Raw genomic sequence first — 17000 nt, 5'->3', positions numbered from 1 at the left:
GATGACTACAGGCTTAGGGTTCATCACGGTGATTAGAGAAAGACTCCAGTCTCCAGGCAGCACCGTATGACGGGTTACGGTATGAACCTCTGTATCAAACCCTCTTGATAAGGGGTATTTCCAGCTTCCGGGATCGGTCTGGTAGGTCGCGCGGTGCAACCCGGGGTGGCACGCCAGGCACAGCACGGCGAATGCCAGACCCGACAAAAACTTTAAACGATTATTCATGGCTGCTTTTGTTAATTGGTTAGATGGGTCAAAATTGGCAGAAGACATCGACTAGACCAGTGGCTAATTCTTTGAAACGGTTGAATGAACCTTTAAAGCGCACAAACCCCAGGCTGGCTTTCCGCTGAACGAAGCCTGGGCGCAGCCCCGCGAAATGCCTCATGGCCCTTCGGGTCAAAGCTGAATGACTGAGGTTTCACAAGCCCAAAATGTCCTTTCAACCAGTAGATATTCTGGTTTAGAAAGAAGCAACAAGATCACTGCTTTGGATGGCAAGTACTTTGCTCGAAAATTTGAAAGATATCGAGTAATCAAGCGTAAAACCCATGCCACTCCAATACCTGTCCCACCCACTTCCTGGCATAATAGTAGGATCATTCACATCTGTCACTTCACTGGCGCTGGGAAAATATTTTCTAGCCATCCGAAAAATGAATGGCACAGGGTGATTTCCAACGGGCAGTGCGCTTTATCTGACAGCATTGGCCTTTCTGGCCATTGTTTACATTTTCTTGCAACGGGATGCCCGCCCGCCCCGCATGATGCTGGAGGTGGTTCCTGCCTTCCCACTCGTACTGGTAGTTGGCCTGACCCCGCTGGGCCATTCGCTCCTCCGCCAAGCTTCGCTTTCTTCCGAATCTTCCGTAACCGGTACTGGAACAGCGGAAATTGTCAAACAATGGTAAGGAGTACCGGCAAGCCAAAACGAATTGATTGAAAGGGAGAAAGCGGTCTCTCAATTATGAGAGAGACCATTCTTTTACTTTTCAACAAGTTGAAGTCCAGTATTCTCTCTGTCTTTGCCGCTCTGGATTTTCGGAATAGGTTTCGGGTACTCGAAATCACGCCTACCTCTTGGTTCGTCAAACCTGACTTCAGAGGGGCCTTATCTTCCAGCCGAACTGCAACTGCTGACGCTTGTGTTCGAAGGTGTTACCATTGGCCGTGAACGATCCCTGGGCGCCATGCTGGTACAAGAATAATCGTCCTTCCATGAGTTCAAATGGCTGGAGCGTCATGTCTTTCCCTAATGAAACCGCCATCTCATAGGATGCATGACTTTTGTCATTGTCCGTATGGGCCAATCCTGATTCGTAAGGTTTGCCATCCCGGCTGAACGAGTATTTGCGCTCTTTGCCAAAGTTTATAGTTTCGGTATAAATCAGGCTGTCGCCCTGCACCTTCACCTGCGTCAGCCCGAAAGTAATCGCGTTGAGATTCCGGATACCCACGAGTTGGGGTTTCATTATTGGTCCGATTTATTTCGGTTTTTCACAGCCAAGCAAGAACAAAACAACGACTGCAAGACAGTGGGCGAGTATTTCCCTACATAGTCCATTTTTTGTTTGAAGATTGCACTGATCAAATTAAAAGCCGGCAAGCGGTCAGGCTAACCGCTCGCCGCGTACAACAAAAAATGGCTGCCGGAATTAGCTTAATTGGAAGGAACGCTCCGAATTCCAGCCGATCGTCAGTGTTTTAGTGGTAGTCTGCTTGCCGATGCTCACCTGGATAGTGTAGCTACCCGCTTCCAACTGCGAGAGGTCGAGGAGTTGATTGGCCCCTTTGCGAAGGTCGATGGAGTTGCGGTAGAGGGTTCGGGGGCCGTTGAGTACTTCAACGGTTGCCATTGCGCTGAGCTTGGAGAACCGAAGCTGCAGCTTGTTGCCGCTGCTCATGTACATCGCCATTTTATCCGTAACTACATACGACGACTTGGCGGTCGAAGTGTTTGTGCCGTCAGCCGCACTGCGGGCATCGGGCTGGGCGGCCAGGCTCAGGGCACAGGCCATTGCGAAAGTGATTAAGGTTTTCATTTGCTAATAGATGGTTTTGGTAAAAAAAATGATATAGAACGCTGAATGACGCCGGTCTTTCAGCAGTACAAAATTGGGTGATAGGCATCTCTTCCGGAAGGGAGATTCTCTGAAAGGACTTATTCCGTGCCTGAATTGCTATTTTTAATGTCTGAAATGGAAATCTGTCCCTACTGCGCAGTTGCCCGCCGTTTGACCCGCTCAATCAAACCCGCCCCTGCTCATCCTCCACGCCCGTACGACGCTGCCGGGCTGCATTCAGATTGCGGTTGCCAAAGTTGCAGGCGAACGCCACCCGCGCTACGCGGCTTTCGAAGCGTGAAACGAACGACAGGTTCGTAAGCCCGTAGTTGGTGCGTCCCGCATTACGCATCGTGTAGAACAAGTCTCTGACGTTGAGCCGTAGCGTGGCGGCTTTTTTCATAAGATTTTTTTGCACTCCCACGCTTACCTGTCCCTGGCTGCGAAAAAACATCTGGCCGTACACGCTGGGCGAATTGTAAAAAGCGGTCAATTCTGCTGAGAAGCCGTGAAGAAACAGGAAATTTTGGCTCAGGTAGGCATTAGCCGAGAATTGCCGATAATTAAGCGGCAGGCCCGCTTATTCGGCATCGTAGGCGTTCAGGAATATGTCCACGCTAGGGCGTAGTGTCCACCACTTTACGGGTTGCCAGGGCGAGCTCAGATTCAGGTTGACGTTGTGGAAGGTTGCCACATTGACTGTCGTTACCCGAATCTGGTCACCTATCTGGTCATTGCCGCCGAGCATGGCATCAGATGTGTGGTTGTAGCTTAAGCTAACACTTGTTTTACCCTTATAGCCGTACCCAATCTGAAAGGCATCAGTATACTGGGGACGCAAAAATGGATTCCCTGCAAGGTAGGTGCAGGGGTTCATGACGTAAATTATAACGGATTGAGTGTTTGGTAGCCGGGTCAGTCGATTCGACGACTATACGAAACCCGCCACTGGTGCGTCTTGCTACCGTTGTATGTTATGAACGCACTTGGAAAAAAGCCGAGGTACGGCGGTTCACCACCTTACTAAGGGTCAATGAGTTTCCTAACGAGTAAGTTTGCTCGGCGCGCAGACCGCCTTGAAACACCCACTTACCACACTTGCGGCTACCGTTAACATAAGCCGCCGCGATGGTTTCGTAGTAAAGGAACTGGTTGCTGCGCTGTGGATCGGGTACGTAATTGCCGGATTCGGTTTGAGTCTCAAATTTCAGGTCGTTATCGGAACTGACGTACGAAACCTTGGCCCCGGTTTCCAATCTGGTTTCTTTACCCAAAGGATGGGTATAATCAGCCTTGATGGAACGGATTGTAACGCTCGAGAGCGGGATATTGCGTTGCAGGAGTGCAGGACGGATTTCCCCGTTTCCTGACCCGAAGTACTTCGTGTACATGTTATCCTCGGTTTGAATCCCCACCTCCGCCAGGTCGAAGTCAGCTACAATTTCCCGGCCCAGGTTGTCGAAACGATGCTTAAGGTTGGCGTTGGCCGAGAGCCGCTGGATGTCACGGGTGGAAGCGTAAATCATGGTGACTGTCTGGGTGAGGTGATTTTGAGTGTTATATACCAAGTTCCGGTTGTTGATCCGGGCAGTGTTCGCACTCATCATTCCGTTAATCTCACACCCACCGTGGTACGTTTACCCAGTATGTAATCGACCCCAAGCTTGAAGGTGTGACTCTGGCTGGTGTTAGGCCGATCACCAAGATTAACCAAGCGGGTCAGCGAGTCCCCTTTGCCAAAAAAACTCCGCGCGTCTACGTTTCCAAAACTTTTGCGGTAGTCGTAATTATAGGTGGCAAACAGACTTCTTTTGCCCGTTCGGTGGTTGAGTGAAAAGCCGGGTGAAGATTTGGGGTAGCGTCCGTACCCGCTGCTGAGGGTCAGGATGCCGTTAGTTTCGTCGGTCCGGGTACCTCGCTTGAGGCGGATGTTGATAATGCCCGCATTGCCCGCCGCATCCTACCGGGCCGAAGGATTGGTGATGAGTTCGATGGTTTCGATGCTGTTGGCAGGCGTATTGCGCAGCAGGTTGAGTACCTCCTGCGCTGAGAGGTACGTAGGTTTGTCATCGATCATCATCAAGATACCCTCACGGCCTTTCAAAACAATGCGCTCACTCTGATTATCCACCAGGACGCCGGGCGCGCGTTCCAGGACTTCAAGGGCGTTCCCGCCGCTGGCCACGATGTTGTTCTCGACGTTGATGACTGTTTTATAAGGTAATTGCTCGACGAAGGGCTTTGCCGCCGTTACCTTCACTTCGCCCAAGGTTTGGCTGGTTTCACGCGACACCATTGGTAGTACTTGGGTAGTAAGCTGATCGCTTGCGATGGTGAAAGGCTTCGACACACTTCGCTCGTAGCCCACCATCGTACTGGCTATAATGTAGGTGCCGGGCTGGATTCCTTCAAAATAGTAGGTCCGGCAGTGTCGGTGACAGCGCTTTTGGCCAAGGTAGAATCGGGTCGGAGTAGCAGCATGGTGGCGTATTCCAGCGGCTTGCCGCTGGCGTCAAATAGTTGGCCCGATACAGTAGTGCGGGCGAGCGACTAGGCGTACAGATTACCTGTAAAAAGGCACAAGCCGACTATCAATAAAAAGGTAACCCGGCAGGAGCGGGGGAAGGTCGGGAGGGGGGGCGCAATACGGTTAGGATAACAATTCTTCATGGCTATTCAGATTATGGGTGTTCAGCTTTTTTGTGGAAATTTCCGGCATATCCGAATTAATGGTAACGCCGACACAAGCGCATTCCCTGCGGATGTAGCCTACTCACTTCTCAGCGACTTGACCGGATTCATCAGCCCTGCCTTCAACGCCTGAAAACTTACCGTGACCAGAGCAATGCCCAGCGCCAGCAGGCCCGCGACGCCAAACACCCACCACGCAATGTCGATCCGGTAGGCGAAGCCTTCGAGCCATTGATTCATAAAGTACCAGGCAATGGGACTGGCGACGAGCAGGGCCAATGCGACCAGCCCAACGAAATTGCGGGTAAGCAGCAGGACCACGCTCGCCACGCTGGCTCCCAGTACTTTTCGAATGCCAATTTCCCGCGTTCTCTGCTGGGTCACGAGCATAATGAGTCCGTACAAACCAAGGCAGCTAATCAAAATGGCCAGCCCCGCAAAGTAGCTGATAAGGGTACTGCGCCGCTGCTCGCGCTCGTAATTTTGAGCCAGGTCCTGATCCAGAAAAGCATAGTCAAAGCTTTTTTCGGGAAAAAACCGATCCCATTCTTTGGCAATAAATTGCAGGGTGGCGTCCATTTCCTGGGGGTGTAGTTTCAGGGAAATCAGCGTCAGCTGGGGTGGTTCTACGGTCAGCACTACGCTGGATATCGGTGCATAGAGCGATTGGTTGTGAAAATCCTGCAATACGCCCACTACCTTACCTGCTTTTCCCTCGAGGTTGAGCGACTTCCCAAGCGATGCTTCCGGCGAAGCCCAGCCAAATTCCTGCACGGCTTTTTCATTGATCAGGAAAGCTTCCGTCCGGTCAGTCATGAACTGCTTCGAAAAACTTCGTCCCGCCCTGAGTTTCAGCTGGTAGGTATCCGTAAAGTTGTAGTCAACCGCCAGTACAGACACGAACAGGTTGTCCTCGGCCGCGCGTCCTTCGGGGATGACGTTGCGCCGCACACTGCCGTTTCCAGGCGTCTGGCTCGACAACGTCACGGCTTGTATTCGGGGATTTTGCAGCAGTACCTCCCGGAAGGTATCCAGCCGCTGGTAGCTACTGTCGGAGGAAGTGGCGAATACGTTGGTAATCTTTGGGTTGCGCACAGAGGCGGTGATGATAAAATCCTGGTCGAAACCCAGCGGTCGGTTTTCGAGAAAATCCATTTGCTGCGCCATGATGAGAGTCCCGGCAATCAGCGCGATAGACGCGACGAACTGTACCCCCAAGAGTATTTTCTGCACAAGGTTGCCATTTGCCGTCCCGGTCAGGAAGTTTCCTTTCAGCGTCGCCACGGGTTGGAAGCCCGCCACCACAAAAGCCGGGTACGCGCCGGAAAGCAACCCCGCCAGCAGGGTAATCCCCATACATGCCAACAAAAGCCAGCGGTCGTTCAGGAAGTACGATAAATCAAGATGCTTATCGGTCAGATGGTTGAGGGTAGGAAGCAATAGTATAGTTAGTAGTAGCGCTAAAAGCAGCGCCAGTCCGCTTAGCAGCAGCGACTCACCCAGAAACTGGAAAATCAGTTGCCTTCGCCGGCTACCGAGTACTTTGCGAACGCCCACCTCTTTGGCGCGTCGCAGCGAGCGGGCTGTCGATAGGTTGACAAAGTTGATACAGGCAATGAGCAGCGTCAACCCGGCGATCCCCAAAAACACGTATAGGATACTCAAACTACCTACGGATTCGGGCGTATTTTGGGCGTTAGTCCGCAGGTAGAAGTCCCGCATGGGTTCGAGTCGATACTCGATACCGTCGGCTACCTGTGCGTCGGCGTGGGCTTTGATAAATTTAGGAAAACGGGCGTTCACCGTTTCGGGCGAGCGGCCTGGTCGCAGCAGCACGTAGGTGATGGAATGGGAAATGACCCAATTGTAGGGCAAGTTCTCCTGCGCCCCCTCATTTTCGGTGGCGTACATGGTTTCGAAGTTGGCCAGCAACTCGGGGTGAATGTGTGAGTTGTCGGGAAAATCCCGCACCACGCCCATCACCTTCATCGGGTGCTTGCCCTCATAGGAAATCATTTTCCCCAGTGGGTTGACTTCTCCAAAATATCGCCGGGCTACCTTCTCGCTCAGTACGACCGAAAACTTATCCCGCAGGGCATCACGCGGACTGCCCTGCACGAAGTCGAAAGAAAAAATGTCCAGAATGGCCGGGTCGGCGAAGAAGAACCGCTCCTCGTCGTACTTGAATATTTCGCCCGCCCTTTCTACGGCTACCGTCGCGGGGCTGCGAAACATCCGGGCGGTAGTTTCGATTTCCGAAAAGTTTTCGGCCAGCAGCGGTGCCACCGGTGGGGGAGTCAGGGCCAGGGGTTGCCCCATGCCCGCAAAACGTGGGAGGTAAGCGATGCGGTAAATACGGTCGTACCGCGCTTGGAACTGATCGTAACTCAATTCATGCCGGACGAACAGCATGATCAGAAAGCAACAGGTCAAGCCTGCGGAAAGACCAATGATGTTTATGGCCGAAAATACCCTGCTGCGCCAGAGGTTACGGAAGGCGATTTTCAGATAATTGCTCAGGATAGAAGAACGCATCGACTGGAAAAGGATAATGGTAGATCAAAAAAACTTGAACTCGCTACCGTTGGCCCTGAATGGGCTTGATGTATCAAAGCAAAATGGATTCAGGCAATCTGATAAATGCCTGAACAACAAGCCACAGAATGATGCAATAATGAATTTTACATATTAATCAACCCATCGAAAAGCTGAATAGTGGTAATCATTAAAGCTCCTTCTCCAGTAATTTATTCACAAACGACTTGTCGGCCCCGCCGCCATTATTGCCAAAAAGGACAAAAGTGGCCTTTCGGTCTGGGAAGTAAAACCAATTGGCATCGACTCCCAGCAGATTGCCGTTATGTCCCCAGGCCACGCCAAGAGGTGAAGTGTAAGAATCCAGCCCAAGACCATACTCCGTCGTTCCTTGCCGTATGGATGGCAAAGTCATCATCGCTTTTAGGGAAGCCGCGCTGACGATTTTTCCACCAAAAAGGGCGTCACTAAATCGAAGCAAGTCCCCGGCGGTCGTAATCAGTCCACCACTTGCCCGTCCTTCACTATCGGCACGGTCCAGCAGAGATACGTCCATGAGTTTGCCATTTGTGTAAAAATCCGCATATCCACGCACTACATTCCGATCATCGCGCGGCTCGAAGTAGGTTTGGTGCAGGTCGGCGGGTTGGAAAACAAGTTCATCGAGTACCGCTTGTAGCCTCTTTTCGCTTTTCTTTTCCAGTATCATTCCCAACAGCCAGTAGTTGGTGTTGCTATAGCCGAAACGCTCGCCGGGTTCGAACTGCAACTTCCGCCCGTACACGTAACGGGCCAGAATATCGCGCGTGGACATCGCCAGTCGTTTGGCTGGATTATTAAGTAGATCGAGTTGATACTGGGCGTCATCGTTGACCGGATCGAAAATACCACTGGTGTGGGAGAGCATTTGCCACAGCGTAATCCGGTCGGCCCCGGCGATATGTTGGAGCATCTCCGGCAGCAGTTCGCCGAGGGTGTTTTCCAGTTGGAGTTTGCCCTCCTCCTGCAACTTCATAATGGCGACAGCCACGAACGTTTTGGTGATGCTGCCCGCCCGAAAGGGATCGGAAATCTGCAGATTACGCTGGCGCTCGAGGTCTGATTTGCCAACCGCGCCCGTCCAGAGCGGTTCACCTGCCCGTTTTAGCAACAGAATATTACCGGGTTGCCGCCATTGCTTGTTAAATGTCGAGAGTGCCGCCTGATATTGGTCATTTTTGGGATGATCGCGATAGGGGCTATCTGTTTCCGTCGTATCGGGTGCTACCTGCGACTCCTGGCATCCAGCCAATGCTAGACCCAGGAAGGCGGCAAGATGAATGATTTGTTTGGTTTTCATGGCCCATGAATAAAATAGTGAGGGTATTATTTTGGAAGATGCAATTGCGTTCCCGCGCTAATTGCCTGATGGGGCAAGACTACGGAGCGGAAAGGCATTTCGCCAAACAGTTCGTAGCGGGCAAAAAACAGCGCCCGATTCGGCAAGCGGTACCCGATACCCGTCTGCAAGGTCGGCATGAATTTGAATTGTGCGGCCGAAGCCTTTCGGTAAGTACCCGTGCTCTCGTCGCAGGTGTACGACGGGGCGACGGGCCTCAGGAGCAAAGCACCGCCTCCAACCAGGGCATCCACAAAAAAGCCGCCGACGAATTTTCGGTATCCCACTGATGTGTTGACAAACCATCCGCTCTGCACCTGCGGATGGTGGTAGTAACCCGCCGCTACGTTTTGAATTGTCTGGGAGCCGGGCCGGTTTCGGTAATAGAACTCGGTGCCGATTTTCAGACCCAGGCCACCTTTCTGCATGTGACTGAACGTGGGAAGGCTGATCGATTCTGCAAAAACGCTAATCGTCAACGGTACTCCAGGCCGACTGGCTGGAGGCGACTGAGCAATGGCCACGCCCAAAGTACAGACCAGTGCTAAGGTGAAGGATAGTTTCATGCCAATAAGTTTTTTTTGTAAAAAGACCCGCCAAATCTCACTTGGAATTCGACGGGTAAAATTGGACATAGGAAAGATGAGCAGTATATCCCATTGTTTGAAATCTCCCTTTCACTTTTTGAAGTGAGCAATCTGCCACGTGAGTTGTAAAGCCTGGTGGAGCTTGGTCAAAATTTGTGAAATAGCGTTCAGTTGGTTTTCTCGGAAAGGGCAGTTGAAAGGATATTCAGGCTGCTCGGACAATGGCCGGGGGCCTTCGGATAATTTTAGGAGTTTGCACGTAAGCGTTCCGGTAGTTTTGAAAAAAAATCAACCCGAAACTCTATGATACAACTTTACCAATCACTTTTCTTGCTCGCCTACGTCTTCATGCAAAGTGAAGCCACCACGGTTCAGGCTGACTATGAGGCGCTGGTGGCTGCTGAACGAGCTTTTGGCCGACAGGCAAAATCCGATGGCATCCGGCGAGCCTTCCTGGATAATCTGGACGAGCAATCGGTGGTTTTCCTGAACCAGAATTTCGTGGCAGGGCAAACTGTTTACGATCGGCAGCCTGACGGGTCGGGCTTGCTAAGCTGGCGACCTGCTTACGCTGAAATTTCTGCTTCGGGCGATTTCGGGTACACGACCGGACCTTACGAATTCAGCCGACGGGCGACGGACGACGAACCCACCGTCTTTGGACAGTACACCAGCGTTTGGCACAAAACAGAAACCGGGCGGTGGAAAGTGCTCATCGACTTCGGCTGCAACCATGGGAAGCCCAACCAAACTGAAACTCCCCTACCCGCACCAGACCAATTCGGGACAAAAAAAACCGCAACAATTGATACGGCGATAACCAATCGAGAGCTGTCACTGGCTGATTCGACCTTCGCCAGTACGGCTCGCCAAAGTGGACTCCGTGCTGCCTATCAGCTCATTCTACCTAATACTGACTCCCTACGAATCCTTCATGCCGGTCACCGACCTTATAAGGGTTTGGCTGCCCGCGAGAAATTAGGTACCCTACCCCAGGTCACACAGGTTCAAACCCTCCGCGCCGTCACCTCCCGAGCCGGGGATCTGGGCTATACCTACGGCTTTGTAATCTTCAATGAGAAACGGCGCGGGTACCTGCGCATTTGGCGAAAACGAAATAACGGATGGCAGCTGGCCCAGGAAGTGTTTGCAGAAGCTGATTAACCGGGGATATATTGTTGAGCCGCCAAGCTTTCAAACGGCAAAAACACCCGTTCAAACAAAATTTCCTGCGGCAAAAAAAAAGTGCTTTTTCAGGCCTGACCTTTTCTCTAAATTCACGGAGCTTTTATCCCAGACTCCCATGAATAATTTTATCCAACATCTGCTGCGCCGTGCCGATTTACCCGTCACGCCCCGCGAGTTCTGGCGATACGCCCTGCTTTTTTGGGGTGTGCTGGCGGTAATCTCCTACGTGCAATACACCCTTGTTTGGTTGCTAAGTAGTTCTCCGACGATGTACCTCTCCGAATCGGCGCAATGGCTCATCAATTACCTGATGTGGATGGGCCTCACGCCGCTGATTCTCTATGCCGCCCAGCGTTTTCCGATCCGGCTGATCACGAGGCAGTGCCGATGGCCCCGTACTATTTTTATGCATGTGCTCATCGCCACGGCGCTGGGCTTTTTGGTAGCGGTTGTGTCCTATCTTCTGGTGCGGCCGTTGCACGCCTACGAAATGGGACAGTGGCTTGACCAAAAAACAATACTGGTTTGGTTTTTCTACAATTATTCCATCAATATCATCACGTACCTTTTGGTCATCGTAGGGTATAGCATCATAGTCAATGGTCGTCAGTACAGCGCCTTGCAGGCACAGAACCACGCCTATGAGCTTAAAAACGAACAACTGAAAACCAATCTTGCCGATGCGCGGCTTCAATCGCTAAAAATGCAACTCAACCCGCACTTCCTGTTCAATACCCACCACGCCATTGTCAGTCTGATGCTGGAAAACGACACCCGCAAAGCCATAGACATGGTAACCGCTCTTAGCGATCTGCTACGGGGGGTACTGGCGCGTCAAGACGACAATTTCCTAACTTTGCGTGACGAGTTGAACCTGACACGGCAGTACCTGGCCATTCAGCAAATCCGTTTTCAGGATAGGCTCCGCATTGAATACGACATCGACCCAACCACCGAGAATTGCCCCGTACCTCAACTGCTGCTACAACCGCTGGTTGAAAACGCCGTCACCCACGGCGTGGCAGGAATGGCGGGTGAAGCTCTGGTGCGTATATCAACCCGCCAGCTCGGGGAAGACCTTCGCATTGTTGTGTACGACAACGGTCCCGGCTGTCGGCTATCCAACATCAGCCGGAAGGGCACGGGTCTAGGACTTGCCAACACCCGGACTCGTTTGCATCAGGCATACGGTGCCGGTGCTCACCTGAAATTCGAACAGCCGCCCGGCGTCGGCACCTTTGTGACGATGGTTTTCCCATGCCAAAAAAGTCCCTTTACCGCTCCCACTCATGACGAATCATCGCTTGCTCATCATTGACGACGAGCCACTGGCCCGGCGCGTCATCCGTACTTTCCTGCAAGCTGACCCGGCCATCAGCGTGATGGACGAAGCGGGCAATGGGACCGAAGCCGTCATCAAAATTCTTCAGCATCGACCCGATTTGATTTTTCTGGACATCCAGATGCCTGAGTTGGACGGCTTCGAGGTCTTGAAGGAGATCTGGCCGCACCACCAGCCTTTCGTGGTATTTACTACGGCATATGACCAGTACGCACTGCGGGCCTTTGAGGTCAATGCGATCGATTATCTGCTGAAGCCCTTTAACGAGTTGCGCTTTCACCAGGCCCTGGGCCGGGTGCAGGAGCGGCTCACCCAGCAGACGCAACCGCGCATCGAAGCCCTTGTCAACCAACTGATGGCCGAGCAAGCTTCCCAGCCACGCGGAAACTACCTTCGCCGGATTCTAGTGAAGGAAACTGGTCGAATGTATCTGGTAAAAACCGAAGACATAATCTATCTCGACGCCGATGGCAATTATATCACCCTGCACACATTAAGTCGCAGTGGGATTCCTGAACGCCATACCATATACGAGAGTCTGACAAGTCTGGAAACCAAGCTGGATCCGGCGGATTTCGTGCGGATCAACCGCTCTTACATCGTCAACCTCAATTACATCGGTACGGTCGAGACCTACTTCAATGGCGAGTACATTGTCCATATGAAAACCGGGCAACAGCTCAAATGGACACGCAATTATCGGGAGAATTTAAAGGCATTTTTTGCGAAGGCAGGGTAAGGAGTGATAAATGATGGATTTTAAATCCTGGACTTGAGGAGGTGCCCCTTGCATTAAAAGTGGGATGTTGCTGTTCAGAGAATGATTAAATTAGTTTGGATAAAGGGGCTGTTGGAAGGGAAAATGAGGCATTTATTTTGAAGAAATCAATTTTCAAATAGTCAGAATAATGCAGAAAAAAATCCTGTTTGCCACCATGCCCATGGACGGCCACCTCAAACCGCTGACCGGGTTGGCGGTTCACCTCAAAAATTGCGGTTATGATGTCCGCTGGTACAGCGGCCCGAGTTACGCCGCTACGGTCGAAAAACTTTCGATTCCGTATTTCCCTTTCCACAAAGCCAAGGAGATCAATCAGGACAATCTGGAGCTTGTATTTCCCGAGCGACAACGGATCAAAGGCACAGTACCACGCTTGCGCTTCGATATGGAGCACATCTTCCTGCGCCGCATCCCGGAATTTATCGAAGACCTAAAAAAAATTAGGGAAGAATTCAATTTCGATCTGGTGGTGTGCGATGTACTCTTTGCCGCTTCGCCCTTAATCCAACCAGTTTTCGGTGTTCCCGTAGCCGCAGCGGGTATTGCTCCGCTAGGAGAAAGCTCCAACGACCTGCCACCCGCCGGCATGGGCATGGAACCCGCCCAATCTTTCTGGGGACGGCGCAAGCAGGATTTTTTGCGGCTGGTAAGTCAGGAAATCCTTTTCAAATCCTGTACCCGGATTTTTAACCAATACCTTCGCCAGTACGGCATTCGTCCGCAGGATCGGTTTTTCCTGGATACTCTGGTACGGCACGTGGATGTATATTGGCAAAGTGGCGTGCCGGGCTTCGAGTATTTCCGTTCTACCACCAGTCCTAATGTGAAGTACGTGGGGCCATTATTACCCTACCAGGTCAGCGGGACATCCGCAATACCGGATGGCATCGATTCTGCCAAGTACCGCCGAATGGTGTTGGTGACCCAGGGAACCGTCGAACGCAACCCGGAAAAGCTGTTGGTGCCTACCCTGTCGGCTTTCGCTGACGACCCGGCGACGCTGGTGATTGCCACAACGGGTGGTTCCTTCACCCAAGAATTACAATTGCGCTTCCCGCAGCCCAATATATACATTCACGATTTCATCGACTTCGCCGCGCTGATGCCGTTGGCCGATGTATTCGTGACGAATGCGGGTTATGGGGGCGTATTGATGGCAGCCAGCCACGGACTCCCGATGGTGGTCGCCGGCGTCCATGAGGGCAAGTCCGAAATAGCGGCTCGTGTAAACTACTTCCGGCTGGGCATCAGCTTAAAAACCGAACGGCCCGGCGTCGAGCAAGTCCGCGAGGCGGTGGAGGCTGTTCTCAAAGATCCAAACTACCGCCGGAACACCGAGCGGCTGAGCCGGGAGTTTTTGGAATACGACGCGAACCGGATTTGCCAGGAATCGATTGAACGGCTGCTGGCCCCCACTCCTATTATCCCCGAGTTATGGTTTTGAAAACGATTCAATTCATCCAGGTTCTGCTGCTGTGCATTATCGCCGGGCAGGCCTTTTTTTACCTCATTGGCGGAACGGCGGGCGTTCGCTACGTATCAGTCCACGCATTCATCGAGCAGCGGAAGGCCATCGATATTGCGATCGGCCCCAATCTAAAAATTCTTTATCCGATGTGCGCTTTAAGTGGAATTGCGGTGCTGATCCTACTCCGCCAGCAAATCCATACCCTGACTTTTTGCCTTTCGGCCGCGGCCCTTTTGCTGGTGCTGATCGACATGGTCATTGCGGTGAAGGGGAACGTGCCAATCAACCAGCAGATGATGGGTTGGACTGCCACGGTCCACCCGGCCGACTGGGCAACAGTACGCGACCAATGGCTTGCGTATATGCACTGGCGGCAGGGATGTAGCATAACTGCCTTGCTATGTCTGCTGGTCAGCCTCTTTTCACGATTGTAATCGACGTATTCCGCCAGCCACACCGCATCAGCGGACGGTCGATTCGGATAACCCAAGTTTCATTCTGGATAAAGACAAAAGGTCGCTTAACCCTGGTGCCGTTGTTTTGCTGCCCAAACCAATCAAAAATTTATTAAAAAAAGTCATGAAAAAACAAACTGCTCAAGGATGGCACGTGCTACTCGTGCTAGCCCTCTTCTATCTCAATTCCTGTAAAACGGAAAAACCCGGTGTGAACCCCGATGGCAAGCCCGTTTTCGTCGACAAGAAATGGCTCGCCGTCTCAAGCACGGTTAGTCCGAAAATCGACCTCAACGGCGACGGCATACCTGACGAGGACTTGTACGCCCCGCTGCCCGACTGTGAGAAGGACGATAAGATAAGTTTCCGGGGTGACGGCAAATACGTACTTGACAACGGCGGGAAACGCTGCGACGCCATTGATCCCGCCGAGGAGCAACTCGGCACCTGGACTTACACGTCCGACAATAAAACCCTTTTGATCAAAGATTCGGAAGGCGAGGAGCAGCACTGGGTGGTGCAGGAAAGCACCGCCACCCGCCTCAAAATGCAGAATACGACCGCCATTGAAGGCACTAACTACACGATAACCGTAGTGTTGAAAGCCGACTGAATAGCGCGTAGTGTAATGAAGTGTATGCTTTGCTCTGAAAAATCGCAGGAGCGCCAGGAGCTGGTGCGTTCTGGTATATAGGTTGTTAGTATGTAGAGGATTGAAAGTCCTTAAAGAAGCCCATTCCGCCCGAGCGCCACAAGGTGGTCACCAACCTGGCCGCCGGGCGGGATAAGCACGGAAAATAGCAGCCATGAAAAAATGCACCATCCAAATGACCGCGCTTAACGCGATGATCCTTAGGATCTGGCAGGATTAGTACGATTTCGATTGTGAGGTTTTAGGAAAATAATCCTCGGTTTGAGTTGCTGTCATATCGGGTGCTCCACGTATTGGTAACTACCGTTTTGTTGTGGCTGGAAATACGAAATAAATAAAAACCGATTGTTTGCATCCATCAAAAAGCCCCGCCGGAATTTCCGGCGGGGCTTTTTGATGATGTTTCCTATCATTCAGGGTTCGCTGTATTCCAGGAACATGCAGTTGGTACACGACCAATAGGGAATTTCCCCGAAGAAGTCCATCGTGACCGCTCCATCGGCTGCGTAGGTACCATTCACCCGGTTTCTAAGTTGCAGGCGGGTATCTGTTGGCTTGTACACCGCCGTAATCCGGTAGCGCCCGATAGGTACGTCGGGAATGCGGCCGTAGTACGTATCGTAGGACAACACCAGCGTTTTGCCGGCCGAGCCATCGATGAGCGGGCCAACGGGCGTAAAGGTAAACTCGACGTTCTCCGCATCGTAAGGGCCTTTACCCACTTCATTACTTACTTCCACCGAGCCCCCGTAGAACGCCCCGGGATTGTCAGACTTTTCACCCGACAGCCGCCACTCGAAATGGCGCACGGCACCCTCGTCACCGGTAAAAGCATCAGCCGTGTTAGGCGCTAGGTCAAGCCGGTAACTCTTACCATTATACGTGCGTCTGACCTGGGCGGTGGCCCGCCAGCTTCCGTTGGGTGTTTGTACCCGATACAGCCCGTTGGCATCGGTATTGGTGAGCAGGTTGGTATTGTAAAATAGCGTATTGTCGATCACCACTTCTACACCCGACAGAGGTTTTCCCTGGGAATCGACCGCTTTGCCCGTTACGTAGCCTGCTCTGGGCTTATCGGGATCACCACCGCCCGGATCAGGTGAAGAGGTGTGGCAACTAGCACTGGCCAGTGATAGGGCCAGCATCGCGCCAAGGCAGGCGCGTTGCGTTTTTTGGAGGTTGTTTTTGTTCACGGCTTGTTTTGAAATTTAAATTGTAAACTCTTTCAAGTTTCTGCCTAAGACTGAGGGAGCTTTCTGGCCGATACCCGGGCTATCCTGGTAAAATTCGGTTTAATTGTCTGAACGAGCATAGTGTAGCTGTACCAATTCCTTTTCGAAATCCTGCGTTTCTAAAAGCTTAAGCCGTTGTTGGGGTTGACCGCTATTGAATAAGGGTATGCCGTCTCCTAAAAGAATCGGTACGATTGAAATATAAAATTTATCAATCAGATTATCCTTCAACAGCCCGTTTACCGTTTCTGCTCCGCCGTCGACAAAGATGTTCCGACCCGGTTTCATTTTCAGGCCTGAGACAAGACCCTTCAAACTATCGATATAAAACTTAACGTTTCCGATCGCTGGTCGCTCCGTGCGGGTAAGCACATAAGCGTCTTTATTGCTATGGGGAAAATCGTAGCCCATAGCGATCACTTTGTCATAGGTGCGTCTTCCTACGATGACCGCATCCACGGTCTTGATGAAGTCAACATAGCCATAATCCTGGCCTTCCTGCTCGACAATTGACAAAAAAGTGAGATCATCATTGGGTTCTGCTATGTAGCCATCCAAACTCATGGCGATGTAAAGAATGACCTTCCTATCCGAAATCATACGAATGATTAAAATGGTGGTGAGA

The 17000-nt window shown here is 51.9% G+C and carries 16 protein-coding genes and 1 pseudogene; 7 read left to right on the top strand and 10 right to left on the bottom strand.

What is annotated here, in order from left to right:
• Nucleotides 1-710 precede the first annotated feature (710 nt).
• Nucleotides 711-914, top strand: coding sequence for a hypothetical protein (locus IE117_RS16005; protein WP_189565495.1), 204 nt, complete (start codon nucleotides 711-713; stop codon nucleotides 912-914).
• A 189-nt stretch (nucleotides 915-1103) separates the two neighbouring features.
• On the opposite strand, the gene IE117_RS16000 is transcribed toward IE117_RS16005, so the two are convergent.
• The 8 genes and pseudogenes from IE117_RS16000 to IE117_RS15960 form a co-directional block, all read right to left on the bottom strand.
• Nucleotides 1104-1475, bottom strand: coding sequence for a hypothetical protein (locus IE117_RS16000; RefSeq protein WP_189565494.1), 372 nt, complete (start codon nucleotides 1473-1475; stop codon nucleotides 1104-1106).
• 183 nt (nucleotides 1476-1658) lie between these two features.
• Complete coding sequence (locus IE117_RS15995; RefSeq protein ID WP_189565493.1) at nucleotides 1659-2045, bottom strand: T9SS type A sorting domain-containing protein; 387 nt, start codon at nucleotides 2043-2045, stop codon at nucleotides 1659-1661.
• A gap of 205 nt (nucleotides 2046-2250) precedes the next feature.
• Nucleotides 2251-2985, bottom strand: a pseudogene (locus tag IE117_RS26430) (outer membrane beta-barrel family protein).
• Nucleotides 2986-3040: 55 nt separating this feature from the next.
• Nucleotides 3041-3673: an outer membrane beta-barrel protein gene (locus IE117_RS26425; RefSeq protein ID WP_189565492.1), complete on the bottom strand. Its 633-nt coding sequence runs from the start codon at nucleotides 3671-3673 to the stop codon at nucleotides 3041-3043.
• Between the two features lie 353 nt (nucleotides 3674-4026).
• Nucleotides 4027-4416, bottom strand: coding sequence for a hypothetical protein (locus IE117_RS15975; RefSeq protein WP_189565491.1), 390 nt, complete (start codon nucleotides 4414-4416; stop codon nucleotides 4027-4029).
• Nucleotides 4417-4835: 419 nt separating this feature from the next.
• A complete protein-coding gene (locus IE117_RS15970) occupies nucleotides 4836-7292 on the bottom strand; it encodes an ABC transporter permease (RefSeq protein ID WP_189565490.1) in 2457 nt (818 codons plus the stop codon).
• A 190-nt stretch (nucleotides 7293-7482) separates the two neighbouring features.
• Nucleotides 7483-8631 carry a serine hydrolase domain-containing protein gene (locus IE117_RS15965; RefSeq protein WP_189565489.1) on the bottom strand — a complete coding sequence of 383 codons (1149 nt, stop codon included), beginning with the start codon at nucleotides 8629-8631 and terminating at the stop codon, nucleotides 7483-7485.
• Nucleotides 8632-8657: 26 nt separating this feature from the next.
• A complete protein-coding gene (locus tag IE117_RS15960) occupies nucleotides 8658-9236 on the bottom strand; it encodes a hypothetical protein (RefSeq protein WP_189565488.1) in 579 nt (192 codons plus the stop codon).
• A 324-nt stretch (nucleotides 9237-9560) separates the two neighbouring features.
• Here IE117_RS15960 and IE117_RS15955 point away from each other — a divergent pair, with 324 nt between their 5' ends.
• From IE117_RS15955 to IE117_RS15930, 6 genes are all read left to right on the top strand, one after another.
• The gene (locus tag IE117_RS15955) at nucleotides 9561-10421 is read left to right on the top strand and encodes a DUF4440 domain-containing protein (RefSeq protein ID WP_189565487.1); all 861 of its coding nucleotides are present in this window, start codon (nucleotides 9561-9563) and stop codon (nucleotides 10419-10421) included.
• A gap of 139 nt (nucleotides 10422-10560) precedes the next feature.
• Nucleotides 10561-11763, top strand: a complete 1203-nt coding sequence (locus tag IE117_RS15950) for a sensor histidine kinase (RefSeq protein ID WP_189565486.1) — start codon at nucleotides 10561-10563, stop codon at nucleotides 11761-11763.
• Nucleotides 11735-12526: a LytR/AlgR family response regulator transcription factor gene (locus tag IE117_RS15945; protein ID WP_189565485.1), complete on the top strand. Its 792-nt coding sequence runs from the start codon at nucleotides 11735-11737 to the stop codon at nucleotides 12524-12526. Before IE117_RS15950 ends, IE117_RS15945 begins: the two co-directional genes overlap by 29 nt.
• 169 nt (nucleotides 12527-12695) lie before the next feature.
• Nucleotides 12696-14012, top strand: a complete 1317-nt coding sequence (locus tag IE117_RS15940) for a glycosyltransferase (protein ID WP_229581017.1) — start codon at nucleotides 12696-12698, stop codon at nucleotides 14010-14012.
• The gene (locus IE117_RS15935) at nucleotides 14003-14470 is read left to right on the top strand and encodes an anthrone oxygenase family protein (protein ID WP_189565484.1); all 468 of its coding nucleotides are present in this window, start codon (nucleotides 14003-14005) and stop codon (nucleotides 14468-14470) included. Before IE117_RS15940 ends, IE117_RS15935 begins: the two co-directional genes overlap by 10 nt.
• 145 nt (nucleotides 14471-14615) lie before the next feature.
• A complete protein-coding gene (locus IE117_RS15930) occupies nucleotides 14616-15104 on the top strand; it encodes a lipocalin-like domain-containing protein (protein ID WP_189565483.1) in 489 nt (162 codons plus the stop codon).
• A gap of 452 nt (nucleotides 15105-15556) precedes the next feature.
• On the opposite strand, the gene IE117_RS15925 is transcribed toward IE117_RS15930, so the two are convergent.
• Both IE117_RS15925 and IE117_RS15920 read right to left on the bottom strand, forming a co-directional pair.
• Nucleotides 15557-16336 (bottom strand): carboxypeptidase-like regulatory domain-containing protein, encoded by a 780-nt coding sequence (locus IE117_RS15925; RefSeq protein ID WP_189565482.1) that lies wholly within the window; start codon nucleotides 16334-16336, stop codon nucleotides 15557-15559.
• A gap of 99 nt (nucleotides 16337-16435) precedes the next feature.
• Nucleotides 16436-16975 (bottom strand): dihydrofolate reductase family protein, encoded by a 540-nt coding sequence (locus IE117_RS15920; protein WP_189565481.1) that lies wholly within the window; start codon nucleotides 16973-16975, stop codon nucleotides 16436-16438.
• Nucleotides 16976-17000: the final 25 nt, after the last annotated feature.

Source organism: Persicitalea jodogahamensis (assembly GCF_014651615.1).
Taxonomy (GTDB): Bacteria; Bacteroidota; Bacteroidia; order Cytophagales; family Spirosomataceae; genus Persicitalea; species Persicitalea jodogahamensis.
This window is presented reverse-complemented; position numbering and strand designations above follow the sequence as displayed.